Here is a 24,565-nt window from a genome sequence, read left to right as displayed (position 1 = left end):
TTCGCCGCCGCCGAAGTTGAAGCGGTCGGAGGTGAACGCGCCGCGGCCGTTCATCGACATGTCTTCCATGCTCGCGTCGTTGCGCGGGCTGTTGGCGCGGAACTGACCGCCGTAGAGGCTCAGGCCGCTGATTTCGGTGGAGGTTACCTGGCCACCACGGAAGGTTTGCGGCAGGGAACGACCGTCGTCGGAACGCAGGATCGGCAGCACCGGCATCCATTCACCGACTTTCAATTCGGTCTTCGACACTTTGGCCTTTAGGGCTACACCCAGGCGACCGTAATCGTCGGCGGGGCGGCCATCGTCATGAATCGGCAGCAGGGACGTGTTCGCCGTGCCACGGCCGCCGTCGAGCTTGACCGCGTACATCCCCAGCACATCCAGGCCGAAACCGACTGTACCTTGGGTGAAGCCGGACTTGGCGTCGAGAATGAAGCTCTGGGTCCATTCCTCGGCTTTGCCTTGGGCATTGTTCGGGTTGGTGAAGTTGCGGTTGATGTAGAAGTTGCGAAGGTTCAGCGTGGCCTTGGCATCATCGACAAAGCCTTCGGCGTTGGCGGTCATCGGAAGAAACAGCGCCAGGCTGCTGCAGCTGATGAGCCCTAGGGCATGACGAGAATTGAGGGAATTACGGGTTGGACGATTGTCGGGCGAAAAACGGACACGTTTGCTCACTCTGGCGCTCCCTACTTTTTTGTTGTTTTTATTTGTCATACGTCGTCGTACAACATGGCGTGGATTATTTGGCGGCGCTCCGTCATTGTCAACTGGCCATTACTGCGTTTTTTTCATCGCTGATGGGCCTTGGCCTGAGGCATTCGGATGCTTGCCGCGTAGGAAACTCGGGCGGAGAGGGCTCTGGGTTGGGAAAAAAACTCGCCCCAGGGTAGCTTTCAACGGGCGAAGTTATGCGATGACTGGCCTAAGACATTAGTCGAATGCTGGGGGGCGGAGGGGCTTAGAAGCTCTTGTGGCGAGGGAGCGGCCGCCGCGTCTTCGGCGCTGCGCTGTCGCGCAGCGAACTTAGATCGTTCCCACGCTCTGCGTGGGAATGCATCCCGTGACGCTCTGCGTCACCTTCCAGAAGCGGAACGTGGAGCATCCCTGGCAACATTCCCACGCAGGAGCGTTGGAACGATCCATCGCGTCAGCCGGATTTACGACTGCTGCGCAGCCGAGCGGGAGCAAGCTCCCTCGCCACTAGAGCGACTGCGTCCATCTGTTTGCATGCAATAGGGCGAAACGTGGAGCTAGTTAGCCATGACGACGCAGGCTTATCTCACGACATAAACCTTGCGCACATAGACGCTGCTTTTCCAGGCACAGGGCGCGTCCAGCGGCACGAACACCGTATCGCCGGTTCTGACCACCAGCTCGGTTCCGTCGGCTGCCTGCAAGGTGACGCTGCCTTCGAGCAGGTGCATCAGTTCATGCAGCTTGTGCGGCCGCGACTTGCGGGTGTAGGGCGTCGAGTCCCAAATGCCGATGCGCAGGTCGGTCGCTTCCTCGACAAACAGATTGTGCGAGCGGCACTGCGGTGTTGGGCCGAGCAGGATCGCTTCATCGGGTGCCGCCGAAGGCGATAGCAAGGTAGACGCGGGCAGGGCGGTGAGTCCGGGCTGCTTGGTCGCGACAGACTGCGTGTCGGCACAGAATGCCCAGAGGGAAGCGGGCTGCGCCTCAATCTCAAGGGCCGTGCCCCGGGCGATCACCGCGCTTTCCCCAGGCTGCAGGTGCAGCGTCTGCGCCGGGCTGCGCAGCGTGACGGCCCCGGCATGCACGACGATGGTTTCGCTGAATGGGTACGCATCGCTGCCGAACCGGCCATTGGCCTGGACCACACCGGCCGCCATGCCGTCGGCTCCGGCATGGGCGATGAGCCGGTCGAACGGGTCGTTGGTGCCCAGCGAGCCTGGACGAAAAGGCGTGGCAGTGGGGCTACCGTCGGCGCGTGCCAACAGCATTGCAGTGGGCTCAAGCATCAATTTTTTTCTCCGGAGAAGTGCTGTGGATAGGGCGTTAGCCGATGGCCTGGGTCACCGGCGCGAATTGGTGCACGCCGCCGGTGGCCTGGGGCGGCGTGCCGCGAGCCATTTGGGTGACGGTATCGACGCGCTTGAGCCCGATGTCTTCCAGCCAGGGGGCCAGGCCGCAGTCAGCGGGAATATCAATGCGCACGAACGCCTCCGGCACCTGGGCCACCAGCGCTGCGATCACATGCCGGGCCTGTTCAGGGCCTTGAGCGATGACCGGGCCGATGCAGCGCCCACGGCCGAAGGGGCGCATCAGGGCGAAGGCACATAGGCGGCCGTCCCGCTCGATGCCGACGCCTTGTTCAACATCGGCGAACACATCGTTCAATACCGCCGCTCTGTCCAGACCGCTGCCGGCATTGGCCAGCCTGATCAGCTCGGCGTGATCGGCCGATGTCAGTGGGCGACAGCGTTGCCCGCTGGCCAGCTCCGGCGGGACGGTCGCCAATGCTTGCCCTTGGTGTTGCTGGATATACCCGAACTCAACGAAGCCCTGGCTGGCGTACAACGGTGCGCCGGCCAGCGTCGCGTTGAGAACGGCGGTCCGTGATCCGCACGCCTCGATAGCCAACTCCATCAATTTGCGGCCGATCCCCTGGCCCTGGTACTCGTCACTGACGATGACCAGGCCGATGGTGGCGTAGTCGCCTTGGCCACAGGTAAACGCGGTACCGATCAGCCGCTCCTGGTCCAGCACGACATACCCCTGGGCGACGCGCTGCAGCATCGCCCAGTCTTCCAGGCGATGGGGCCATTTCAACTGCACGGACAAGGCGTGGGCCGCCGGGACATCGGCCGCGGTCATGGCGCGATAAAGATAAGCAGGGCGTTGCGAAATGGACATGGCGGGTCCCCATGGAGTTGATGTCGAGCCGGACGCAATCGTCCGTGGTGGTTGCCTGTATCTCACCTGCCATCGGGGCTGACAAGGGCCGAAAATGAATTCGGCAGGTTCGCTAAGCAGCGGCGGCGCAGGCCGAATTTCTTGCCCAAACGAGACGTCCGCCCAGCAGGAAATACCGAGCCGATTCACCAGCGACAAATGAACAGTCAGTAGCGGCGCTCGCGATCAACCCGCCCCAGCATCGATTCGCCCCGTTGATGCCGACGGATGTTTTCCAGCAAGACGCCAAAGGCTGTTTCGGGTTGGGTCATCGCCGCGATGTGGGGCGTCAGCAGGATTTGCGGGTGCTGCCAGAACGGATGCTCCGGCGCGGCCGGTTCCTGCGTCAATACGTCGAGCACCGCCGCGCTGAGCTGGCCGCTGGCGAGCGCGTCGAGCAGGTCCGCCTCGACCAGATGACCGCCCCGGCCCATGTTGATCAAGGCAGCGCCCTTGGGCAGTTGTTCGAAGAGCTGACGGTTGAGAATGCCTTGGGTCTGTTCGGTCAGCGGCAGCACGCACAGCACGATATCGCACTGGGCAAGAAAGGCCGGCAGTTGCTCGGGGCCGGCATGACAAGCCACGCCGTCAATGTGATGTTCGCTGCGGGCCCAGCCGGACAAGGCGAAGCCAAAGGGCGCCAGCGTCGCCAGTATCTGCCGCGCCTGCAAACCCAAGCCCATGACGCCGACCCGACGCTGCCGGGCAGGCACCAGGGGATGGGCCTGCCAGCAACGTTCGGCCTGTTGCTGGCGATAGCGCAACATGTCCCGGTGTACGCTGAGCACGGCGAAACTGGCGTATTCGCACATCCCCTGGGTGATGCCCGGATCGAGCAGTCGCACCACCGGCAGCGATGGCGGCAGACGACCGAGGTCGAGCTGATCGACGCCTGCCGACAAGGCGAACAGCACTTGCAGATTCGGCAGCAGCGTTTCGATCTCGTCCGGTGCCTGCCAGGCCGCAAGGTACTGGATATCCCTTGGATCGCCGATATCCGGCCAGGCTCGCCATTCGATGTCCGGCGCCTGTTCGGCGAACAAGCGTCGCCAGTGTTCGCCGCGTACCGGATCAGCCTTATAAAGCAGCGCCATGGGTCGGTTCTCATCTGAAATTCGGGAGTCTCAAGCATGCCTCAACGGCGAAGCAGGATCTTTCGAAAGCAGGGCGCAGGGACGCATGGCGCGGTGTTGTAGAGCGCCCCGGGCGGCAGAATCGTTGGGGTGCGAGGTCCATGGAGGAATCTGCTGTTTGCCGGGGGGTAAACAGTCGATCCGGATTTCTCGACGACCAAGTTCGGCTTAGACAATCGTGCCGAACGCTTAACCTGTGGTGACACCGCAGCCGCTTCCAGGTTGCGCGGCTCACGATGGGAAATGCCAATGAACAGTAAAGTCGAAGAAACCCCGAGTCTGCTCCGTCAGCGTGATCAATACGTGCCCCGTGGGCTGGTGACGGCGCACCCGCTGGTGATCGATCGAGCCCAAGGCTCCGAATTATGGGACGTGGACGGCAAGCGCTACCTGGACTTTGTCGGCGGCATCGGCGTGCTGAATATCGGCCATAACCACCCCAAGGTTGTCGCGGCGGTGCAGGCCCAGTTGCAGAAGGTTTCCCATGCCTGCTTCCAGGTCGTGGCCTATAAACCCTACTTGGACCTGGCCCGGCGCCTGTGCGAGATGATCGGCGGCCAACACGCCTATAAAGCTGCGTTTTTTACCTCCGGCGCCGAAGCCGTGGAAAACGCCGTGAAGATCGCTCGCGCCCACACCAACCGCTCGGCAGTGATCGCCTTTCGCGGTGGGTTTCACGGGCGGACGTTGCTGGGCACCACGCTGACCGGAATGAGCCAGCCTTATAAGCAGAACTTCGGGCCGTTCGCGCCGGAAGTCTTCCACACGCCTTATCCGAACGCCTATCGCGGCGTCACCAGCGAAATGGCGCTGCGAGCGCTGGACGAACTGCTGGCGACCCAGGTAGCGCCAGAGCGGGTCGCGGCAATCATCATCGAACCGGTGCAAGGCGATGGCGGTTTCCTTTGCGCGCCCGTCGAGTTCCTCCAGGGCCTGCGCGCCTTGACCGAGAAACATGGCATTGTGTTGATTCTCGATGAAATCCAGACCGGTTTCGGCCGTACCGGCAAGTGGTTCGGTTTCCAGCATGCCGACATCCAGCCGGACCTGGTCACCGTCGCCAAGAGCCTCGCCGGCGGCTTGCCGTTGTCGGGTGTGGTCGGCAAGGCCGAGATAATGGACGCGCCGTTGCCCGGCGGACTCGGTGGCACTTACGGCGGCAATGCGCTTTCCTGCGCGGCGGCGCTGGCGGTGATCGATGCCTTCGAGCAAGAACAATTGCTGGCCCGTGGCGAAGCCTTGGGCGAACGGCTGCGCCAGGGCCTGCTGGGTTTGCAGGCCCGCTATCCGTTCATCGGCGATGTGCGCGGCAGTGGTTTCATGCTGGCAATCGAGCTGATCAAGAAGGACGATGCACGTACCCCGGATGCCGAGCTGAACCAACGGCTGATCGACGAAGCCCGCGCCGGCGGACTGCTGGTGATCAAGTGCGGGGTGTACCGCAACGTCTTGCGTTTCCTCGCGCCGCTGGTGACCAGCGAAGCGCAGATCGACGAAGCGTTGCAGATTCTCGAGGGCGCCTTGGCGCGCGTCAGCGTCGGTTAATGGAGCGTTGATCAATGGACATCATCGGAGGCGGTACAGATGAGGCTGACTGAATATCGGGCGTTGTTGATCGACTGCGATGAAGTCCTGGTAGATCGCGACTCCGGCGTCTGGACGGCGTTGCAGCCGCTGCTGGAAAGCCATGCCGGGCCGTTGGACAAGATCGCCGTGCTCGCTGAGTTCGACGAGGTTCTGCAAGCCTTGTACCCGCGCTTTGGCGAACTGGGTTTCAGTGGCTTGCTGTGTTTTGCCCATCGTCAGTTGGCCGAGCGTTGGCGGCTCAAGGCCAGTTGGGAGGAGGGCATGAGCTTTGCCCGCTCAGCCGCGGGCTGGACGCTGTTCGAGGATGCGCCAGGGGCGATGCTGTACCTGCGCAAGTTCTATCGCCTGTTGGTGCTCGGTGATCGCGATGCCGAGGACCGTGGCGTGTTGTGCGAGCGCCTGGGCATCGAGCCGGAGGATTTCATTTCGTTGGCGAGCGACCCGTTGCACGATGACGATTGGCTGGCCGCCAATGATCTTGACGCCGAAGCGATCCTCCAAGTGACCCGTCCCGGCGCCCGGCCACGAGCCGTGGGGGCTATGTGCTTGATCTGCCGCGAACTCCACAGCTCCCCGGCACCTTGCGCGGCGGACTATTGCATCAACAGCATGGCGGATCTGGTGGCTCAGCATCAGCTGTCCTTACGGCGCTGATTTTGTTAGAAGATGGTCTTACACACACCAGGCAAGAGGTAGGCGATGGAAGGTGTAGCGAAACTGGACCGGATCGACATCAGCATTTTGGTCGAGCTTCAAAAAGACGGTCGCATGACCAACGTCAGTCTGGCCGACGCCGTGGGCCTGTCCGCCAGCCCCTGCCTGCAACGGGTCAAGCGGCTGGAGTCGGCGGGGTATATTTCCAGCTACAAGGCCCATCTCAATCTCGCCAAGATCACCGATTCGGTGACGGTGTTCACCGAGGTCACCTTGAGCGACCACAAGCGTGAGGACTTCGCCAAGTTCGAATCCAATATCCGCCTGGTGGACGAAGTGCTCGAATGCCACCTGATCAGCGGCGGCTACGATTACCTGGTGCGTTTCATGACCCGCAGCATCCAGGATTACCAGGACGTAATGGAAGGCCTGCTGGACAAGAACATCGGCATCTCCAAGTACTTCAGCTACATCGTCATCAAGTCGCCGGTGCGCAAGGACGAAGTTCCGTTGCGTAAGCTGTTGCGGCATTGATGAGAGTTGGTCCAAAAGCCCTTCCGAAGAAGGGCGCATCAGCACCTGGCAGGCTGAACCACGCTGCCGACTGCAGAGGCGGGGACTCCCTCGTCACAACGGCATCGGCGCAGCGATCAACCTAAAGAAGGCATGGGTCCCAACGTCTTCAGAACCCAAATGATCCCTGCCACAGCGACGAGCACCGCGACCAGCAAACCGATAAGCACCCATTTCAAGATTTTTAGCCCCCTCGAGGGCCCGGACCTCGGCACGGGGGCTTCGGCCATAAGGCGCATTGCTTCGGAGCAACGCTTGCACGCACCGTCGTCGGCAAGGATAAGGGCCCCGCAATATTCACAGTTCTTCATGTTATATCCGAAGGTCAAGGACACTTATTCAGCGGCAGGAATCGCCGCACCAGAGGCTCAGTATTTGTAGACGATGCCCAGCCTGCCCAGGATCTCCAACGCATTGGCCAAACCCAGGCCGTTCATCGGCAGGCAGGCAAACGCCTGGTACTCATCGAAGTGCGTGCCGATGGCCAGCAGCTTCAAATCGTGGGTTTCCAATCGTGCGTTGAAATACTGGAGCAGCGCGCGTTCCCAATCGTTGGCGCGGTTGATCGCGTCCACGGTTTTGCTGTCAGGCACAGCAATTTCAATGCCCAGCTCCTGCAGCGGGGCGAGGGCGTTGATGGCGTAGACGCCGGACAACGACCATTCCTTCCATTCGAACTCAGCCAACCGATGGGCCTCGCTGAGTGCCGATTGCACTTGCGTCCAGGCCCAGTCCCATTGGCCGGTAGGGGCTGGCATATTCTCGATAAGCGCCTGCGCATGCGCCTCGTCGAACAGACAGTCGAACAGGTCCGCCAAGGTATCGGTCAGGTCCGGTCCGAGTGCTTGCCCTTGAATGTCCAGGTCGCCGCTCAAGCGTTGCCAAAGGCTGGCCAACTCCACCCAATCGTCATCGTCCATGTCATCGTCGATCACCTGGGCCTTGTGGCCTCGGTGGTAATTGTCCAGGCGCGTCTTGCGCACACGGACCGCGCCCTCGGCGACATCCACTTCATAACTGCTGTGGTCCAGGTAATTGGTCTGGAACATGATGCGGTCGGGGAAGATGTCGTGAACGAGGCTTTCCTGCGCATCGAAATAGCTCGCGCCCTCGGGTTTGCCGTGAGCAGCGATGATGCGTTGAAGCGACAGCGGATCGATGGGGTTCGGAGTCATTCACTTCACGCGCTGTATATGCATGTCGATGGAAACCCCGTCGTGCTTGTCGTTACTGGCGCGGTAAAAAAAGCCATAGTCCACCAGATAGAAATAATGATCGAAGGGGACGGGGGAGGTGCTGGGGCGCTGTTCCTGACAGCTCATGGCCTTGGCTTGGCCGCTCAGCGCCGGGTTCAGTTGTTTGGCCGGCAATTCACGGTCGATGCGACAATTAACGACTTTCGGTTCCGTGCCCAGCGTGCCGATAATGTTGCTGGTGTTGCTGCCTTGTCGGGTGAAGCCCAATTGACTGCCCACCGGCATGTGTTGCCAGTCGCCCCGAAAGCTCAGGCTGTCGATCACTGCGGTATTGCGCGACAGATCGGCCTGCTCCAGGCCGGAAAGCGTGAGCAGGCCACGCCAGCTGATCTTGCTGCCATTGAGGTGTTCGCTCTTGTGGATCATGCGCAACTGACGGGTGGTGGGGTCGGTGGAGAGGAAGTATTCGGTACGTTCCGGCCTGCTTTCCTTGGGAAAGCTGACGGTGCCGGCCAGTTCTATATAGGTCAGCGTCTTGACCGGCGCAGGCATGTTGAGTTGCTCGATACTTTTCAAGACGTCCGGGTTGATGACCGGAAGACCATCGGCCGTTACCGGTACGGCGCGGAACTTCAATACCGGCGCGTTGACAGGGCGTGTGTGCGTTGGCTGGCTGGCGCAAGCGGCCAGTGCCATGAAGGCGATAGACAGGATGAGGCGTTTCACGGGTGTCTCCGGTAAGTCCATTTGAGGGAGGTCTGACAGGCTGCTGTTGAGCTGTCACAGGTCGTGATCAGCTCTCAGGGGACACGATCGTGTCTGGATTGTCTTCAGCCGCCAGTTTCAATCGGTCGGCTTTGCTGATGTATTTATCCTTGCTCTTGGGCGCCAACTTGGCGCTGGCCTTCTTGGCGTTGGCCTTGAGCAACTGGTTTATTTTTTTACGGCGATTCATGTTGTCTACTCGGGCTCGCAGGCGCTGGGAATTGAGGGATTTAACCCTCGGTTGCAGGCATTTTCAAGAAACGCTTTTCATGGTCGGCATTGGGTAGCAGGCACGTGTCGTATTTGCCGAAGAGCCGATAGCGATTCAGCGCGATGCGATCATAGACCCAGTCCCGAAGCCGGCACGGGAAGAGGCGCAGCCTTTTCACCGGACGCCAGCGGGTGGGCAACTGCGAGACGACTTCGAAAAAAGCCTCGGAACGCTCCCAATAATGCTGGTCGCGAATCACTGCCATGGTGTCGAACCGGTCCACCGGCAAACCTGCCCAGGCAAGCAGGGCCTGGCCCTCGGGCGACTGCACCGCCGCCAGCCGCACCCGCCGTTGTTGATCATGGCGTATCAGGAACCTCGCCCAGCCGTTGCAGAGCTTGCACACGCCGTCGAACAGAACCACCGTTTCGCCGGGTTCGAGCAGTGGCGCGATTGTAGGTCGCACGTGTGAGGCCGGCATAGGCGTGGTTCCGCGAAAGTCATGTAGGGCGGATCATACCGCCAGTTGCCGCCTCAACGCACCCGGCTGCGACTCTGCACTGACAGGTCCAAGGCCTTTTGCATGTCCAGCCGCGCCGAACGGCCGACGTCCTTATCGTTAAGCTGGTAGTTGCGCTCCGACGGCAAGATGGGCGCGGTGAGGTCTTCGCCATCCATTTGCTCGAAGTCGTGATTGTCCCCGATAGTCATGGCGCTGCGGCGCAGGAGCATGCGCAGTTGCTCGGGATGAAGTTGCGGATTGATCGACAGCATCGCGGCCAACAAGCCCGTGACCATCGGCGTGGCGTAGGACGTGCCGCAATGCACCGCGCCGTCCTGGCCGGCATTGACCGTCGAGGCATGGGTGCACGCGGCGGCGGTGATGTCGACGCGCATGTCGATGTTCGAGGAGTTGCGCTTGACCGCATAGCCTGGGTCGTCGACGGCCACCCCGGCGCGTTCGCTGCGCTGGTGCCCGCCGACCACCAGCAGTTGCTCGGTGATGAACGAGGAGGGCAGGCGGTACTCGTCGGTGCCGGAGAATGATGAGCCGTTGCCGGCGGAATTCACCACCACGACGTCGGGATGTTCCTTGCGCAGCCACAGGAAAAATTCCTCCAGCAACTCTTCGTAGCCGCCCATGGCGATGCCCGAACGCAACAGCGAATCCACGTCATCGCCCTTGACGTCCTTGGCGCCGACGCGGTGAATGCCCCAGCTCCAATTGAGCACCCTCACGCCGTCTTCGACGAGGTTGACCGAGGCCGCGATGTTGGCGGTAATACCGGCATCGGAGTTACGCTCGACGATTACTTCGAAACCGCCGCTGGCCTTGTCCAGGCCACGGAGGAAACCGGTATTGCCGCCGTCGTTCCAGCGTGCGGCGAGAATGCCGGCGACGGTCGTACCATGGTTGTCCGGCTTGTCCGCGTCGCGGGCATAGACGCAGGTGCGCGGCACCGAACAGGCACCGAGGTAATCGGCGAAATCCGCCGTGTCGAAATCCACGTCGCGCTCGATCAAGCCGATGCGCACCGGCTGCGGTCGGATCGGCGCCTGCTGACCGGGGACGCGCCGCTGGTAATAATGCACGGCGTCGAGGAAGCGGTTCGCGGACCATTCATCTGAGTCCTGATCCGGTTTTTTCGGTTCCTCGGGCTGGGCGGGCGCTTGCTCGGCCTCTTCGGCTGCGGATTCCTCAATCACCACCGCATCGACACTGGTCTCGCCGCCCAGGCGCAGCACCAGCGCATCACGCTCTACCAAGTCCTTGGCCGGCAGGCGCAGCTGATAGACGTTCAGCGGCGCGATGCTCCCGACCACTTTCGCCCCGTACTTGCCCGCCAGGCGCTCAGCTTCCTGGCGGCCATCGTGGCTTTCCTCGATCAGCACGCTGACCAGATCCACGTACGTGGTCAGCCCGTCCATGTTCTTCGCCACTTCATTCGGCCCGGCGGCCAGCACGTGGCTGTTGCGCAGGGTCAACCAGACGGCATTGCTGGCGCGCGGACCCTCTTCTAGCCAGAGTGGGCCGCTCTGGTAATCGGCGCTGTCCAAGCGCACGCGCAGGTTCTGTCCTTCACGTTGGATACTCTCGGCGGGGATCGTTTTTTCACCCAGTTTCAGTTGCGGCGTTGCGTCACCCAGCCCGCGCGCGGTGAGGCACCATTCCTGGTGCTGGCTTTCGAGCAGGTCGCCGCAGCGCTTCAGGCTTTCCAGGCGCAACGGTTCTTGTGCCACTGCAAACGTGCTGGCGGACAGGGTGAACAACGTGACGAAGGCGGCGGATCGTAAGCGCATGAGTGAGGTTTCTTTGCCGGGGATTGCTGTTCCGACCGTTGTGTCGCGAGCTTCGTTCAGCCCTGGGATCGATCCATGGTGGTCGTCATCGAAATGGAACAACCGAACCCGCGCCACGATCGGATTCATAAACGTCTGAGACCTAAACGGTCAGGGAGTCCCATGTCTCGTCCACCCATGATCGGAGTCATCGCCTGTTCAGGCAAAATCGGTCCGCACACCGTCCAACTCAGCAACGACAAATACGCCGAGGCCGTCGCCACCGCAGCTGAAGGGCTGCCTGTCATCCTGCCGGTGTTCCCAGCGTTGCTTGACCCGGCCCAGATTATCGCCAGCCTGGATGGGCTGCTGTTCACCGGATCGCCTTCCAATATCGAACCCCATCAATACGGCGGCCCGCCCAGCCCACCGGGCACCGAGCACGACCCGGCCCGCGACAACCTGGCGCTGCCGCTCTGGCGCGCCGCTGTCGAAGCCGGCTTGCCGGTACTCGGCATCTGCCGGGGCTTCCAGGAAATGAACGTCGCCTTCGGTGGCACGCTCCATCAGCAACTCGACGGCCCAGGCGCCGATCACGAACCCCCGAGCAACGAACCCGTCCAGGAACAGTACGCCCGCACGCATGCCCTGACGGTGCGGCCGGGTGGCGTGCTGACGCGGTTGGGCCTCAAGGACGTAATTGAAGTCAACTCCGTCCACGGCCAAGGCATCGCGCGGGTGGGGCAGGGCTTGCGCATCGAGGCCGTGGCGGAGGACGGATTGGTCGAGGGGCTTTCGGTAGAAGGCAGTCGAGCGTTTGCCTTGGGCGTGCAATGGCATCCGGAATGGGAGGTGATGGAGAACGCCGATTACCGGGCGATTTTTCGCGCGTTTGGGGAGGCGTGTCGGGCGCGGGCGGAGAAAGACGCTAGACGCAGTTAGCGGGTTACCACCGGCGAGCAGGTGTTTGCCGATGCGAAGCTCTCTGCGCAGTGGCGCTGATGCACTGCGCGCGCGGTGCATCTGATCTACTCCGGGTCGCCTATTGCGCCGTGGCGGGTCTGAGGGATGAATTAAGTTTTCTGAGCAACAGCCACGGCGATCCGAAAGTGGGCTTTAATGCTCACGCAGATTTCTGCTGATCCGATCAAGGAAGAACGACATTGAAAATTGCTTTTGGCGCTTTGTTGTTGGCGTGCCTGGCCTCGCCCGCGCTCGCTGGCGAAAACCCTATCGGCTTCCGCGCTTTCACCCTGTCGGGTTCCCCCAACGACCGTCCCCTGGAGATGGTTGTCTGGTACCCGAGCGCAACTGCAGCCGCCCCGCAACTGATCGCCGATAACGCGGTGTTTGTCGGTGCTTCTGCCGTTCAGGACGCGCCGCCTTCAGCTGGCGAGCATCCACTGGTACTGCTTTCCCACGGGTACCGAGGGAACTGGAGCAACCAGGCCTGGCTGGCGAGCGCCTTGGCTCATAAGGGCTATATCGTCGCCGCCGTCAATCATCCAGGCACCACCACCCATGACCGCAGCCCTCAGGCAGCGGCGCAGCTTTGGCAGCGACCCATTGACCTGCGCCGCGCCATTGATGGGATCACGACCCAACCGGAAAAATTTGGCCAGGTTACCAATGGCAGAATTGCAGTCGTGGGCCATTCCCTTGGCGGCTGGACTGCCTTGGAGATTGCCGGTGCTCGTTTCGATCCCGACCGCTTCGCCCAGGATTGCAAAGCCCATCCGCAGTTATCCAGTTGCACCGTCTACGACCAGATAAACCCGGCGAGCACTCCGGAATCACGGGCCGCACTGGCCGCCGATTGGCGCGATAACCGCGTCACTGCCGTGGTGACGCTGGACCTGGGCCTTTCCCGGGGCATGACCGACAAAAGCCTCGCCGCATTGCCGGTGCCCGCTCTGGTGATCGCGGCGGGCGTGCCCTCGCACGAGCTTCCCGCCGAGCTGGAATCGGCCAACCTCGCCAAACGCTTGCCGGCGGCATCCAGCCGTTACGTGGAGATCAGCGATGCCAGCCATTTCAGCTTCATGTCGCGGTGCAAACCTGGCGCGCAGGAAATGCTAGAGGAGGAAGTGCCGGGCGATGGCATCATCTGCCGGGACGGCGACAACGGTCGTGCTCGTGAGGTGATTCAACAGCAGGTCGTGTCGCTGATAGCGGAGTTTTTGGCGCAGTCGCCGGGCGTGGAAGAGGGCAGTCGGTAAGCGTGCTCGTCATCCAGGATCGGATTTCATCCGCCCCTGGATCGCCACGCGCAGGCAACCCCAGGCGATGACGCCAATAACCAGCAACTCGGCTATGCCGATCAGCACGTGGAATGAGAAGGCCATCGGTTGCTCGGTCCAATAGAAGGTCGTCGGGCGGGAGATGCCGATGCGCAGTCGCCCGGTAAACAGCGCGCTCATCAATGCGATGATCCGGGTCAGCTCGAACACTGCGAGGAAGGTGCCAAGCAAGGCGAGGAGGGCGCGTGCGGGGATGCCCAGTCGATCACTCGTATCAGCGCAAGGCATGGGTGTCTTTGTTTTGCGCTGCCTGGCGATCTTCGCGGGGGTTGGAGCTGGCCTATAGGCAGCCGGCGCGCCGGTCGCCGAACCCATGACCACTTCGGTGGGGACTGTCACCTTCAAATAGTCGGCCAGTTCGTTCAACCACATGTCGGTGTGTTTGCGTCCCGGCGTTACCGGAACGTTGTCGGTCGTCAGGCGATGCTCGGTGCCATCGCGCAGCACCAGCCATAACTGGGTGCGGGCTGGCTCGGCCTCGGGGCGGCGGCGAAGTTCGAGGTATTTGGCGGCATCGATCCTGAACACCGAATGCACTCGCTCGCGACGTCCGAAAAAATTTCGGGTGCGGCGTTTGCCTTCAGCGTCCAGGCGCGATAACAGCAAGGTCTCGTGGGTGCCGGAGTAAATCAGTAGGAGCAGGCCAGCGGCAGGAATCAATAGCAGCCCGAGCACGGTCAGAAGTGAAGCCAGCGGGTCCACACTCGCCAGTGGCGAATCTGCTGTGGCAATCGCCAGGACGGCCGCCACTGGAAAGATCAAAGCCATCGCGCTTGTCAGCAGCACGAACCCGCTCTGCACCCGGTTAATCGAGTGGATGTGCAGGTCATCCCGCGCGGTGCGTTCGAACCGATGACCTATCAACATGCAGACATCCTGGAGCAACCTTTAAGGCTGCTTGTAAGGCCGTGAACAGCAATTGCGTGCTGGTGTTTTACGCAGCGCAGGATAGCGCATGCCGGCCATGTTCGTGTGGGGCAGGCCGTGTTTTCGCCGGCGAGTCTTGAGCGCTGATTCTCGGCCCTACAACGCTTGATGAAAACGGAGCTAGTAGTAAAGGAAACCTCCTACATCGCCGGTTTTATTGCCTGCGTTAGCGTCCGTCCTGGATTTTCAGGATGAGATTCGCGACTCGTGACCACACGCCCAAAAGACCTGCCCAGGATCCGTAACCCACGTTCCGGCGAAGGGCACACCGCTTCCTATCGAGACATGACCTCCAGCGAAGTGGCCGAGTACGAAGCGCTCCAACGCGGTCATGAAGCCATGCTTGCCCGCCAAGCCGCCTATGAGCAAGAACGCTGGGCCAAGGTGGATAAAAAGCCCCTCGTCACCATCGGGTCCGTATTCGCCAAAAGCTGCGCGTTACCCAACGGGATCATTGATTACAGCCACCCCAACGGTTACATCCCGCCGGACCTGGTCAAGCAGTACGGTGAGCTGACGTGGCTGGGCGGTAGAAGCCCCGACGCTGCAGGAACCATTCCCCTCAAGCAGATCGGCGCAAGTGCAATCCCCGTTACCTTGGGCAGACTCGCGCTAAGCGGCTCCGCTGTGGCAACGACTGGAGCAGTTGGCGGCACGGTCGGCGCGGCACTGTTGACCGGCATCGTTGCCTTGCTCTGGCCGTCCAGCCTGGGCGACAGCGCCCTCTACAGCGAAGAACAACTGCGCAACCTCAAGCAGGCCCGCAGCCGCATGCGCCTGACTATCGAGCAACAGGCCGACGGCAGCCTCAAGGGCTATGGCTTCTACACCGGGCAGAACCGCGACTGGGAAATGGTCGACGTCGTCCAATTCACGCCTCGCGCCGACCAATACGTCGCCGACCTAGGCGACGGCATCGAACTGATCTGGACCCCGGCCATCGACCCCTCCGACACCCTCGGCATCCCCGCCCTGGAGGCCGCGCCCCAAGCCCCGCATATCTGGATCTACCCGCCGACGCCAGTGGCAGACAGCATCATCGTCAACCCGATCTATCCGCCGGAGTACAAGGATTTCATCCTGGTGTTTCCGGCGGATTCTGGGGTTCGGCCGGTTTATGTGGTTTTGAGTGTTCGCCGAAAGGGCTAGCCGAGAGCGGACATAGCTACCATCCCGCTCCGAAAACACATGAAATTACAGGCTTTCCTGGCTTGAAGAGGGGTAAAAAGAAGACTCCCATGCAAGGAGGTGGAGGCTTACGGGATCGCTGGTTTGATGCGAAAGGCAGAACAATCTACGAATGGGACGCTTCACATGGTGAACTGGAAGCTTATCGCTCGAGTGATGGAAGCCATCTAGGGGCATTCGATCCTATTACTGGCGAGCAGACCGATGGCGCCAAAAAAAACCGCAGCATAAAAAAATACTTGTGAGGATCAAATGGGACTCAAACTGAGACTTGAGTGGTATAGCAAGCAAACCGAATCTTTCGAGGGGGAGGAGTACTCAGAAGATTTAGGCGACGACGGCGCTGTCGTTGAGGCTTTAGATATTCCATTCGAAAACAATATAAATAATGGAGGATTCGATGTCCTCGTGGACTGGGTAGCAATCCTTCAACCACATTTTCAGCACTCGATTGATTGGGGGCGCTATGACTATCAAATAGCCTTCGATTACCGAGACAGTTGGTAACTTGGGAATGGGTAAGCCTTGATGCAGCGAAGGCTTGGCAAAATCGGAACTAACCAACCCTGCCAAGCCAGCCGCCCGCTAGAAACTGTACTTAGCAGTCAACAGCATATTCCGCGGATTGCCATAGGAATCCCCTCCATATTCGGCGGACGTGGCAATCGCCGAGTAGTAACGGCGGTCAAAGATATTGTTGGCATTGACCTGCAAATCCAAGTTCTCGCTGACCCTGTACCCAGCCATCAGGTCCGTCACCGCGTAGCTGCCCTGTTCGAGGCGGTGTTGGCTGCCATCCGCCAGCTTAATGTCGTTGTACAGGCGGCTCTGCCAAGAGATGTTGCCGCCTACGCGCAGTTTTTCCAGCGGGCCCTGGAACTTGTAGGTGGTGGTCAGCTTGAACAGATGCTCAGGCACGTCGGGGTCGAACTGCTTGTTGACCTTCTGCGGGTTGGCGGCGTCCTTGATGGTGTGGGTTCGCGCGTAGGTATAGCCACCGCCGACCTGCCAGTTTTCGGTCAAGGCGCCCTGCAGTTCGAAGTCGATGCCTTGGCTACGGATCTCGCCGGAGGCTTCACTACAGGTTGCCTGGGGGCAGTTTCCCGTGACGATCGACACGGCGCGGTTTTCCTGGTCGATGCGGAACACCGCCAGGCTTGCATTGAGCGTGCCGTCAAAGTACTCACCCTTGATGCCGATCTCGTAGTTCTTGCCGATGATTGGCTTGAGCGGGCTGGCAGAGATGTCCTTTTCGGTCTGCGGCGTGAAGATGTCGCTGTAGCTCACGTAGACCGAGTGATGGTCGTCCAGGTCGTAGATCAAACCGGCGTAACGGGTGACGTTGCGAGTGACTTTGAAGTCGCCGTCGCCATCACGGTTATCGTATTCGTACCAGTCCAGGCGTCCGCCGAGAATCAACTTCAAAGGGTCGGCCAAGCTCAGGCGAGTGGTGATGTAGACACCGTCCTGAGTGGTCACGTCGCGCTGGTTGTTGGTGTGGACGAAGTCCGGTTTACCCGCGTTGATCGGCCAATTAAGGTTGTACGGGCTGTAGTTGTGGGTGGTCTTGTCATTGATGCGCTTGCTGGCGCCCACCACCAGTTCATGCGTACGCCCGAACGCCTCGAAGGGCCCGCTGGCAAAGGCATCCACGCCGGCCTGGTTTTCATCGTAGGTCGCTTGGTAGACCGTGCGGGCCAATGTGTTGTTGACCCAGCGCGATTGGTAGGAGCCGGAAAACAATGCGTCCTGTTCGGAATAGTTGGCGTTGACCTGAAGGTTCCAGTCGTAGGCCAGGCGATGACGGACCTCGGCGAATACCGTATTGATCTCCTGATCCTTGTTCTCCCAATCGGTGCCCGGATTGTAAGAACGCGGCAGGTCCAAGTGATGGCCGTCCTGGCCGATCATCGAGGCGCCCCAGAAGTAATTGGTCTTGTCCTTCTGATGGGAAAAACCCAGGGTCAGGGTGGTGTCTTCGCTCAGGTCTGCTTCGGTGACCGCATAAAACAGGCCGTGATCCTCTTCGACATTATCGATGAAGCTGTTGGCGTCGCGGTAAGACGTCACGACCCGGCCGCGCAGCGTGCCACTGTCGTTGAGCGGGCTGGAGGCATCGACCTCGCCACGGTAGTCGTCCCAACTGCCGGCCGCACCGGTCAAGGTGAGTTTCTGCTCGGCCAGTGGCCGCTTGCGAACCAGATTGATCGCCGCCGATGGGTTGCCCGCGCCCGTCACCAGACCGGTGGCACCGCGCACGATCTCGACCCGATCAAACATCGCCAGGTTAGGCTGGGAGCCGGCGGAATAGCCGTCGTAGCCCGTCGGGATGCCGTCATACATCAGGTTATCAATATCAAAACCGCGCGCCTTGTAGGTCTGCCGGCCAGGGCCACCGGAAAAATCCAGGAACAATCCGGGCGTCGCAGCCACCACGTCGTTGATGTCGGTCATCGCCTGATCGTCCATGCGTTGGCGCGTGATGACAGTGACGGCTTGTGGGGTTTCACGCATCGTCAGCGGCAGCTTGGTTGCTGTCGACATCGCGCCAGTGGTGTAGGACTCGGTGCCTTCCGTGGTAGTCCAAAGTTGATTGCCGGTGACCTCAGTCGCCCCCAGTTCCAGCGTGACCGGTTGCGCATTCTGCGGGTTGGCGCTGCTGTCCTCGGCGTAGGCGGGGGCGAGGGTGGCCATGCAGATAGCCATGGCCAAAAGATCGCGGGCAGGGATGAAATGAAGCGGCGCGGTGGTGCAAGTCGGCATGAGCGAATCCTGAGGTGCTAATAATGTTGAGAACGATTAGCGTTTAAGTTTCGCAGGATTTGTCTGAGGGATAAAGCTTGAAATACTCTGGGAGCGTTGATGCAGAGGGGTTAAGGCTCGATGCTCGGTCGGGGCGGGGTTAAATCCTGGGGGCACCTACACTTGTCTAGCCATCGGCATTAAAAATAGCGGAGTGAATTAATGACCCATCTTCCAGACAAGCGAAGAATGGCAGGCCTGGCAACCTTGCTGGGTGTCGCCGCCGTTGTTGTAGCCGGTTGCAATTACGGACATCGGCCGTTTCAGCAGGCGCCATTGCAACCCCTGCATGACCTTTCGAATGTCGACGTGGAAATAGATGATTCTGGCAATTTTTGGGATCGCACAAAGGCGGAAAGTATCCTCAATGCGATTGATGACAGCGCGGCGAACGCCAATGTGGTCGTGCTGCTGTTTGTCCATGGCTGGCACCATAACGCAGCCGACGACGACACCAACCGCAGCGATTTCCACATCACCGTTAAGGCGGTAGATCAAAAACTGAAAGACAAAATTTACCGGGACGCCAGAAAGACGTTGAACATTGAGGGCGATGTAAAGGTCGTGGGTGTCTATCTTTCCTGGCGAGGTGAGTCGCTCCCCGGTTTGCTGGATTACTCAACATTCTGGGGGCGCAAGGCTGCCGCGGAGAGGGTAGGGGATGGTGCGGCTCGGGAGTTCATCTTGCGCCTCAGCGAGATATACAAGAAACGTAACCAAGGCGATCGGCAGCATCTCATGGGCCTGGTCAGCATTGGCCATAGTTTCGGTGGGCAGGTCCTTTACAAATCCGTCGCGCAATCGCTGGAAGAAAATTTCCTGCTACACGAGGGGCAGCCGGCCCAGATGCCGGTGGCCAGCGTGGGCGATGTCACCGTACTGATCAATCCAGCGTTTGAAGCCGCACAATTCGATCGCCTGCGAAGTCTGCAGTCCAGATATACCTACGGCCCTGCACAGACGCCTGTGCTTCTGGTGTTTTCGGGGGAGAAGGATTGGGCGCGGCAATGGTTCTTTCCGCTCGGGCGGCGTATCAGCGCCTGGTTCAGGCCGGCATTTTCAAGCGATGAGGAAAAAGCTGAGTGGGTGACAGCATTGGGAGAGTACGAACCACAACGAACGCATTCGCTAGTGTTACAGCCCAGTACAGCTTCCTATGAGTTTCCGACAGATTATTGCCAACAGGCCTTGGGTTTTGACCTGACCAACCCTGGTGTTCCGTTCGCCGGTGCGACCTTGGCCGCATCGCCTGGCCGGAGCAAACCGTTCAGCCCAGTCGTGGTTGCTTATAGCGATAACGAGCTGATAAAAGCGCACAACGGCATCTTCAAGGAGGACTTTCGCAGGTTTCTTATCGATTACGTTGCGTTGCTAGAGGGCAAGCGGTTATGCCTGAAGGCTAAGTCTTCTCCACCTCAAATCGTCGGAGGGTAGGGGTCGACCGAGTAAGCCTGCAAATGGAGCGATTCCTAAAGTTGGATCCGTTGCCGTCGATAACCTTCTGAATCCCCCAATCATGGACCGATGAAATGGTACTTTCCGTCAGCTCCGCTTATATCCCACCCGCCAACACCAACCTGACGCGCTCCGAGCAACCGCTCGTGACCCAGGCGCCGACAGACGCGGCAAAACTAGCCCTGTCCAACGCAAGCCCAGCGGCCATCTTCCATCCCAGCGAAGAAGCCCAGTCGACGATGCCAATGCCCGTGGTGATCGAGACCTGGGTCGGTCGATCCCAATCACCGGACTTTCCTCGATACGCCGAGATCCTCAAAGGCGCGACGAGTACGCTGAAATCCTCGTTCGAGGATTTTCAATCCGCGCTTTCGGCGACCCATCCAGACTTGGCTGGCAAGAAATACGGCTTCACGGTCGACGCCGATGGCAGCCTGAAAGTGCTCAATACCGGCGGCAAGCTCAGCAGCACCGATATCCAGCGGCTGACCGATTTGCTCAACGACTCCAAGGACCTGAAAGCCGCCGCCATCGCAGTTCGCGACGCCTCCATCGACTTGGTCGACGCAGACTCGCCATGGTCCGGCAGCTACCTGGGCCTCTACAGCCTGACCAAGGAAAACTTCGCCAACACGATCGATCTGGCCCCGCTGCTGAAAGACCGTGGGTCGGTGTCTATACAGGAATATTCGGACGGGTTGTTTTTCAATCAGCTGGCGTACAAGGGCGAGCGGGCGACGCGGGAGACGGAGCAGGCGATGTTTGAGAGGCGGGCTGCGGAGCGATTTTCGGCGCAGGCGTGAGCGGAGGGAAATTCAATTAGAAAAGCGGACGGATTTACTTGCCAAATAGACCCGTCCCTTTTCGATTTTTAGAACTCCAGCGAAGCCCCATCTTCCGGAATGTCTACACGACCCTCAATCCCTTGCTTCTTGACGTAGGCGCGCAACTCTTCACGCGTCAGGGACATATGGTTGATTGCGTCCATGTGCACCGCGACTATCTGCGCGTTTTTCGCGGCCTTTGAAGCGCGAAGCACATCTTCCTCACCCATGATGATCGAGCCGTCGAACCCCGCCATTTTTGCCTTGCCGGCATTGAGCACGATAACTTCCGGGTGGTATTGGTTGATGGCCTGGTCGACCTCTTTACGCCAGATCGTGTCACCGGCCAGGTAGAGAGTCTTGTAGCCCGGCGCCTGGAAAACCACGCCCATGGCTTCGCCTAGCGGTTTTGCGAGCGCAGGTACAGCGTACATTTCGTCGGTGCCATGTTGGCCGCCGGTCTTGGTGATTTTGACGCCGCCGAACTCCGCTTCATCTGTCAGCACGCGTACGTTCTTGAAACCCTGGGAACGGATCAGCTGCGCATCTTCTTCATGCTGGGCGAACAACGGAATGTCTTTAGGCAGCGCTTTTTGCGCGGCATCGTCCCAGTGATCAAGGTGCGTATGGGTGACGATGACAGCGTCGACCCCGGCGATAACTTTCTCTGGCGATTCCGTCAGATCAACCAGGGGATTGCGAAGGTTGCTTCGATAAGTATTTTCAAAACCCGGGTAGGCGCCTTTTTTTGCCAGCATCGGATCAATCAGGAACGTGGTACCACCGTACGTGATTTTCACCGTGGCGTTACGAACCTGCTGCAGATCCAACTTATGAGAGGCGTCAGGCGCCTTGGGCGCGTTTGAACTGGCAAAGGACGGAGTAGCGGCGACGGCACAAGCAATGCTGAAGGCAAGCGGTAAAGTTCTGAGTTTCATGGGAATCAATCCTGTTGGTTGCATCGAGGCATCCATTCTTGCCGAATGCCTCCGGGGTCAACAGTGGCCCAAATGACATAATTCGATATAATCGGGCCAACTGATCAACGTTGTTCGGCTTGAGCCCTGCGGGGCGAACTGAGGCTGCCTGATGCTCCCCATACGCGTTGCCGTTCTAGCTTTTGAAGGCGTCAGCCTTTTCCACCTTTCCGTGCCCGGAATGGTATTGGGAACCGTCCAATCCGCGCCCGATGAGCCTCGGTATGAAATCAATTACTGCGCAGAACTGCCCGGGATGGTCAGTACCGACCAAGGCGTGGGCCTGGCGGTAAGCCTCGGCCTGGAACTGATGGAAGCCTGCGACGTCATCATCATCCCCGCGTGGGGCGATCAATCCCTCATCGCATCGCCCCAACTCGTGGAAGCGCTGCAGCTCGCCAACGCGCAAGGCAAGCTCATCGTCGGATTGTGTTTGGGAGCGTTCGTCCTCGGCGATGCCGGGCTGCTCGATGGAAAGGAGGCAACCACCCACTGGGCCGTCCGTGACGAATTTGCGCAACGTTTTCCCAAGGTTCGATTCAAACCCGAGGTGCTCTACGTCAGCGCCGACAATATTGTGACGTCCGCCGGAACCGTCGCGGCGATCGATTGTTGCCTGCACCTGGTACGCGAGCGACTCGGCGCGGACGTGGCGAATCGCACCGCGAAAATGCTCGTGACACCACCCCACAGGCCCGGAGGCCAAGCGCAGTATGTTGAGCATCCGGTGCCGCAATTACCTGGCGAAACGCATCTGTCCGACGTCCTGACGTGGGCCCGCATGAACCTGTCCAGCGACCTCTCCCTCGACGTTCTGGCCGGGATGGCGAAAATGAGCAGGCGGACTTTTACCCGTCGGTTCAAGGAAACGACTGGCACAACCGTATCCAAATGGGTGACCGCAGAACGAGTGGCCAGAGCGCAGGCGTTGCTGGAAACGACTGAGTTGTCTATTGAATGCATCGCAGGGGAGGTGGGATTTGGGACGTCATTGTCATTGAGGCAGCATTTTGGGATGCATCTGGGAACGTCGCCTTCTGATTATCGAAAGATGTTTTGTCTTGGGGTGGGGCGCAAGGCTAGCGGTCGCCCAAAAGCGGACACCTGAGCGCCACGTATTTGCCTAAGGCCTATCGCCTGAGTAGAATGCGATTAATTATCAATCATGTATTTTCCGGGATTCCGATGCGCAGCGATGAAACACTAGGTACTGCCGATCTAGGGCTGCTCTATCGAACCCACCACTCGTGGTTACAGGGCTGGCTAATCCGACGCATTGGATGTCGCGATAACGCAGCGGATTTGGCGCAGGACACCTTCGTACGTCTGCTCAAATCCCGGCAGTCCAGCCCCTTGCGTGAACCACGCGCCTATTTGAGCAGCATCGCCCGCGGACTGATGATTGATCAGTATCGTCGTCGCGAACTCGAACGCGCCTACTTGGAAAGCGTCATGTTGCTGCCTCAACACGAGGTTCCCTCGGAAGAAAGCCGGCTGATGATTCTTGATGCGCTTGAGCGCATAGACCGCATGCTCGGCATGCTTAAACCAAGAGTTCGCCAGGCATTTTTATTTGCCCGACTCGACGGTCTAACCTGCGCGCAAATAGCCGAAAAGCTGGGTGTTTCCCGGGCGACGGTGGAACGCGACCTGGCCACGGCCCTGCAACACTGCTATCGCTTGCGTTATGTCGAGGCGTGAGCCGCAGGCGCTCAATCCGGCCATTGTCGAGCAGGCGATCCAATGGCTGGTGCGCCTTCGCTTCAATCAAGCCGATGAACAAACACAGCGCACTTTTGAGCACTGGCTGCAGCAGAGCCCGGAGCATGTGTTGGCGTGGCAGCGTGTGGAAACGCTTGGGGATGAATTCGCCGGCGTGCCAGCTCAACTGGCTCGACAAACCCTTAACGGCACCCATCATGGAATGCGCCGGCGGGAAAGCCTGAAGCTACTGGGCCTATTGGCCACTGTTAGCACTGCAGCCTGGCTCGGCCGGGACTATACGCCCGTACCCGCCATGCTTGCGCGGCAGCGCAGCAGTACCGGCGAGCAGCGACGCTTCCAACTCGATGATGGCAGCCTTATCCAACTCAATAGCGATAGCGCCGTCGACAGCGATTTCGACGCCCAGCGACGCCTGATAATCCTGCGACGTGGTGAAATCATCGTGAATGTCGGCGCGGATCGACACTCGCCTCAAGCGCGACCGTTCTGGGTGCAATCCCGTGACGGGATCATGCGTGCTCAGAGTTCCCGCTTTCTGGCACGCGAGCTTGACGATGGCACGCTGGTCGCGGCTCAGGAAGGATCAGTCACGGTTTTTCCCGGCTCCAGTCAAACGCCTGCGAGCCGCAGCGTCCAGGCAGGAAACCAGCTGCTGTTCACATCCAGTGGCGCCCGAGTGTTCAGGGACAACGGCCTTGATCTATGGAGCTGGGGCGACGGGGTGATCAGTGCGCGCAATATGCGCCTCGATGATTTCATCGTGGAGTTGTCGCGTTATCGCCCCGGGGTACTGCGTTGCGCCGAAGAGGTCGCTGATCGTCGCGTTTCCGGCACCTTCCAGCTCGCCGACAACGATCAGGTCCTGGCATTGATCGCGCAGTCACTGCACCTGAACATTGATTATCGAACCCGTTATTGGGTGACCGTGACCGCTGCCACCTGAGCCCATCAAAAACTTCGCGTTATCTGAAAAATAATGAGGTAGCTTCTCATTCTCGTTCGACCTCTAAGGAAGGCCGGAATACAGGCCAGTCTGCCGATGTCCTTTCTTG

The 24,565-nt window shown here is 60.0% G+C and carries 23 protein-coding genes and 1 pseudogene; 12 read left to right on the top strand and 12 right to left on the bottom strand.

The features are described 5' to 3' along the window. From HU762_RS24675 to HU762_RS24660, 4 genes are all read right to left on the bottom strand, one after another. Positions 1 to 675 (bottom strand): OprD family outer membrane porin (locus tag HU762_RS24675; RefSeq protein WP_346656882.1); only part of this gene is annotated, 675 nt, incomplete at its 3' end. 599 nt (positions 676 to 1,274) lie between these two features. Next, positions 1,275 to 1,982 (bottom strand): cupin domain-containing protein, encoded by a 708-nt coding sequence (locus HU762_RS24670; protein WP_186641326.1) that lies wholly within the window; start codon positions 1,980 to 1,982, stop codon positions 1,275 to 1,277. Between the two features lie 37 nt (positions 1,983 to 2,019). Further along, a complete protein-coding gene (locus HU762_RS24665; RefSeq protein WP_186641324.1) occupies positions 2,020 to 2,877 on the bottom strand; it encodes a GNAT family N-acetyltransferase in 858 nt (285 codons plus the stop codon). Positions 2,878 to 3,083: 206 nt separating this feature from the next. Further along, positions 3,084 to 4,010 carry a glyoxylate/hydroxypyruvate reductase A gene (locus HU762_RS24660; RefSeq protein ID WP_186641322.1) on the bottom strand — a complete coding sequence of 309 codons (927 nt, stop codon included), beginning with the start codon at positions 4,008 to 4,010 and terminating at the stop codon, positions 3,084 to 3,086. 288 nt (positions 4,011 to 4,298) lie between these two features. On the opposite strand from HU762_RS24660, the gene gabT reads away from it, so the two are divergent. The 3 genes from gabT to HU762_RS24645 are packed head-to-tail and all read left to right on the top strand — an operon-like array spanning position 4,299 to position 6,824. After that, the gene (gene gabT, locus HU762_RS24655) at positions 4,299 to 5,594 is read left to right on the top strand and encodes a 4-aminobutyrate--2-oxoglutarate transaminase (protein ID WP_186641320.1); all 1,296 of its coding nucleotides are present in this window, start codon (positions 4,299 to 4,301) and stop codon (positions 5,592 to 5,594) included. Between the two features lie 39 nt (positions 5,595 to 5,633). Beyond that, positions 5,634 to 6,290, top strand: coding sequence for a 2-haloalkanoic acid dehalogenase (locus tag HU762_RS24650; RefSeq protein ID WP_186641318.1), 657 nt, complete (start codon positions 5,634 to 5,636; stop codon positions 6,288 to 6,290). Between the two features lie 45 nt (positions 6,291 to 6,335). Continuing rightward, positions 6,336 to 6,824, top strand: a complete 489-nt coding sequence (locus HU762_RS24645; protein WP_186614744.1) for an Lrp/AsnC family transcriptional regulator — start codon at positions 6,336 to 6,338, stop codon at positions 6,822 to 6,824. Between the two features lie 407 nt (positions 6,825 to 7,231). On the opposite strand, the gene HU762_RS24640 is transcribed toward HU762_RS24645, so the two are convergent. From HU762_RS24640 to HU762_RS24620, 5 genes are all read right to left on the bottom strand, one after another. Beyond that, on the bottom strand, positions 7,232 to 8,038 hold the full coding sequence (locus tag HU762_RS24640) for a hypothetical protein (RefSeq protein ID WP_186641316.1): 807 nt from the start codon (positions 8,036 to 8,038) through the stop codon (positions 7,232 to 7,234). Continuing rightward, positions 8,039 to 8,785: a hypothetical protein gene (locus HU762_RS24635; protein WP_186641314.1), complete on the bottom strand. Its 747-nt coding sequence runs from the start codon at positions 8,783 to 8,785 to the stop codon at positions 8,039 to 8,041. 67 nt (positions 8,786 to 8,852) lie between these two features. Further along, a complete protein-coding gene (locus tag HU762_RS24630) occupies positions 8,853 to 9,014 on the bottom strand; it encodes a DUF2986 domain-containing protein (protein WP_186641312.1) in 162 nt (53 codons plus the stop codon). A gap of 40 nt (positions 9,015 to 9,054) precedes the next feature. Further along, entirely contained in the window at positions 9,055 to 9,516 is a 462-nt protein-coding gene (locus HU762_RS24625; protein ID WP_186641310.1) for a thiol-disulfide oxidoreductase DCC family protein, read from the bottom strand. Positions 9,517 to 9,569: 53 nt separating this feature from the next. After that, complete coding sequence (locus HU762_RS24620; protein ID WP_186641308.1) at positions 9,570 to 11,336, bottom strand: S8/S53 family peptidase; 1,767 nt, start codon at positions 11,334 to 11,336, stop codon at positions 9,570 to 9,572. A gap of 162 nt (positions 11,337 to 11,498) precedes the next feature. On the opposite strand from HU762_RS24620, the gene HU762_RS24615 reads away from it, so the two are divergent. Both HU762_RS24615 and HU762_RS24610 read left to right on the top strand, forming a co-directional pair. Further along, positions 11,499 to 12,257 (top strand): gamma-glutamyl-gamma-aminobutyrate hydrolase family protein, encoded by a 759-nt coding sequence (locus HU762_RS24615; RefSeq protein ID WP_186641306.1) that lies wholly within the window; start codon positions 11,499 to 11,501, stop codon positions 12,255 to 12,257. 221 nt (positions 12,258 to 12,478) lie between these two features. Then, on the top strand, positions 12,479 to 13,534 hold the full coding sequence (locus tag HU762_RS24610) for an alpha/beta fold hydrolase (RefSeq protein ID WP_186641304.1): 1,056 nt from the start codon (positions 12,479 to 12,481) through the stop codon (positions 13,532 to 13,534). Positions 13,535 to 13,543: 9 nt separating this feature from the next. Here the strand turns inward: HU762_RS24610 and HU762_RS24605 are convergent, their stop codons facing one another. Next, positions 13,544 to 14,482: a hypothetical protein gene (locus tag HU762_RS24605; protein WP_186641302.1), complete on the bottom strand. Its 939-nt coding sequence runs from the start codon at positions 14,480 to 14,482 to the stop codon at positions 13,544 to 13,546. A 267-nt stretch (positions 14,483 to 14,749) separates the two neighbouring features. On the opposite strand from HU762_RS24605, the pseudogene HU762_RS24600 reads away from it, so the two are divergent. Next, a pseudogene (locus HU762_RS24600) lies at positions 14,750 to 15,975 on the top strand (colicin E3/pyocin S6 family cytotoxin). Positions 15,976 to 15,982: 7 nt separating this feature from the next. Then, positions 15,983 to 16,237, top strand: a complete 255-nt coding sequence (locus tag HU762_RS24595; protein WP_186641301.1) for a colicin E3-like toxin immunity protein — start codon at positions 15,983 to 15,985, stop codon at positions 16,235 to 16,237. Between the two features lie 78 nt (positions 16,238 to 16,315). On the opposite strand, the gene HU762_RS24590 is transcribed toward HU762_RS24595, so the two are convergent. Then, positions 16,316 to 18,493: a TonB-dependent siderophore receptor gene (locus tag HU762_RS24590; RefSeq protein ID WP_186641299.1), complete on the bottom strand. Its 2,178-nt coding sequence runs from the start codon at positions 18,491 to 18,493 to the stop codon at positions 16,316 to 16,318. A 201-nt stretch (positions 18,494 to 18,694) separates the two neighbouring features. Between HU762_RS24590 and HU762_RS24585 the strand changes: the two genes are divergently transcribed. Both HU762_RS24585 and HU762_RS24580 read left to right on the top strand, forming a co-directional pair. Then, a complete protein-coding gene (locus HU762_RS24585) occupies positions 18,695 to 19,966 on the top strand; it encodes a hypothetical protein (RefSeq protein ID WP_186641297.1) in 1,272 nt (423 codons plus the stop codon). A gap of 95 nt (positions 19,967 to 20,061) precedes the next feature. Beyond that, a complete protein-coding gene (locus tag HU762_RS24580; RefSeq protein WP_186641296.1) occupies positions 20,062 to 20,790 on the top strand; it encodes a hypothetical protein in 729 nt (242 codons plus the stop codon). Positions 20,791 to 20,858: 68 nt separating this feature from the next. Here HU762_RS24580 and HU762_RS24575 read toward each other — a convergent pair whose 3' ends face one another. After that, positions 20,859 to 21,749, bottom strand: a complete 891-nt coding sequence (locus tag HU762_RS24575) for an MBL fold metallo-hydrolase (protein WP_186641334.1) — start codon at positions 21,747 to 21,749, stop codon at positions 20,859 to 20,861. 151 nt (positions 21,750 to 21,900) lie between these two features. Here HU762_RS24575 and HU762_RS24570 point away from each other — a divergent pair, with 151 nt between their 5' ends. The 3 genes from HU762_RS24570 to HU762_RS24560 all read left to right on the top strand — a co-directional run bounded on the left by HU762_RS24570 (position 21,901) and on the right by HU762_RS24560 (position 24,456). Beyond that, positions 21,901 to 22,896 (top strand): helix-turn-helix domain-containing protein, encoded by a 996-nt coding sequence (locus HU762_RS24570; protein ID WP_186641294.1) that lies wholly within the window; start codon positions 21,901 to 21,903, stop codon positions 22,894 to 22,896. Positions 22,897 to 22,973: 77 nt separating this feature from the next. Beyond that, positions 22,974 to 23,489, top strand: coding sequence for a sigma-70 family RNA polymerase sigma factor (locus tag HU762_RS24565; protein WP_186641333.1), 516 nt, complete (start codon positions 22,974 to 22,976; stop codon positions 23,487 to 23,489). After that, positions 23,476 to 24,456 carry a FecR domain-containing protein gene (locus HU762_RS24560; RefSeq protein WP_186641292.1) on the top strand — a complete coding sequence of 327 codons (981 nt, stop codon included), beginning with the start codon at positions 23,476 to 23,478 and terminating at the stop codon, positions 24,454 to 24,456. Before HU762_RS24565 ends, HU762_RS24560 begins: the two co-directional genes overlap by 14 nt. Positions 24,457 to 24,565 lie beyond the last annotated feature (109 nt).

Origin of the sequence: Pseudomonas sp. SWRI92 (assembly GCF_014268685.1) — a bacterium.
GTDB classification, from domain to species: Bacteria; Pseudomonadota; Gammaproteobacteria; order Pseudomonadales; family Pseudomonadaceae; genus Aquipseudomonas; species Aquipseudomonas marvdashtae.
This window is presented reverse-complemented; position numbering and strand designations above follow the sequence as displayed.

Coding starts and splice junctions, on each gene's coding strand:
- HU762_RS24670 (WP_186641326.1), bottom strand. CDS start 1,982: ATGCTTGAGCCCACTGCAATGCTGTTGGCACGCGCCGACGGTAGCCCC.
- HU762_RS24665 (WP_186641324.1), bottom strand. CDS start 2,877: ATGTCCATTTCGCAACGCCCTGCTTATCTTTATCGCGCCATGACCGCG.
- HU762_RS24660 (WP_186641322.1), bottom strand. CDS start 4,010: ATGGCGCTGCTTTATAAGGCTGATCCGGTACGCGGCGAACACTGGCGA.
- gabT (WP_186641320.1), top strand. CDS start 4,299: ATGAACAGTAAAGTCGAAGAAACCCCGAGTCTGCTCCGTCAGCGTGAT.
- HU762_RS24650 (WP_186641318.1), top strand. CDS start 5,634: ATGAGGCTGACTGAATATCGGGCGTTGTTGATCGACTGCGATGAAGTC.
- HU762_RS24645 (WP_186614744.1), top strand. CDS start 6,336: ATGGAAGGTGTAGCGAAACTGGACCGGATCGACATCAGCATTTTGGTC.
- HU762_RS24640 (WP_186641316.1), bottom strand. CDS start 8,038: ATGACTCCGAACCCCATCGATCCGCTGTCGCTTCAACGCATCATCGCT.
- HU762_RS24630 (WP_186641312.1), bottom strand. CDS start 9,014: ATGAATCGCCGTAAAAAAATAAACCAGTTGCTCAAGGCCAACGCCAAG.
- HU762_RS24625 (WP_186641310.1), bottom strand. CDS start 9,516: ATGCCGGCCTCACACGTGCGACCTACAATCGCGCCACTGCTCGAACCC.
- HU762_RS24620 (WP_186641308.1), bottom strand. CDS start 11,336: ATGCGCTTACGATCCGCCGCCTTCGTCACGTTGTTCACCCTGTCCGCC.
- HU762_RS24615 (WP_186641306.1), top strand. CDS start 11,499: ATGTCTCGTCCACCCATGATCGGAGTCATCGCCTGTTCAGGCAAAATC.
- HU762_RS24605 (WP_186641302.1), bottom strand. CDS start 14,482: ATGTTGATAGGTCATCGGTTCGAACGCACCGCGCGGGATGACCTGCAC.
- HU762_RS24595 (WP_186641301.1), top strand. CDS start 15,983: ATGGGACTCAAACTGAGACTTGAGTGGTATAGCAAGCAAACCGAATCT.
- HU762_RS24590 (WP_186641299.1), bottom strand. CDS start 18,493: ATGCCGACTTGCACCACCGCGCCGCTTCATTTCATCCCTGCCCGCGAT.
- HU762_RS24585 (WP_186641297.1), top strand. CDS start 18,695: ATGACCCATCTTCCAGACAAGCGAAGAATGGCAGGCCTGGCAACCTTG.
- HU762_RS24580 (WP_186641296.1), top strand. CDS start 20,062: ATGGTACTTTCCGTCAGCTCCGCTTATATCCCACCCGCCAACACCAAC.
- HU762_RS24575 (WP_186641334.1), bottom strand. CDS start 21,749: ATGAAACTCAGAACTTTACCGCTTGCCTTCAGCATTGCTTGTGCCGTC.
- HU762_RS24570 (WP_186641294.1), top strand. CDS start 21,901: ATGCTCCCCATACGCGTTGCCGTTCTAGCTTTTGAAGGCGTCAGCCTT.
- HU762_RS24565 (WP_186641333.1), top strand. CDS start 22,974: ATGCGCAGCGATGAAACACTAGGTACTGCCGATCTAGGGCTGCTCTAT.
- HU762_RS24560 (WP_186641292.1), top strand. CDS start 23,476: ATGTCGAGGCGTGAGCCGCAGGCGCTCAATCCGGCCATTGTCGAGCAG.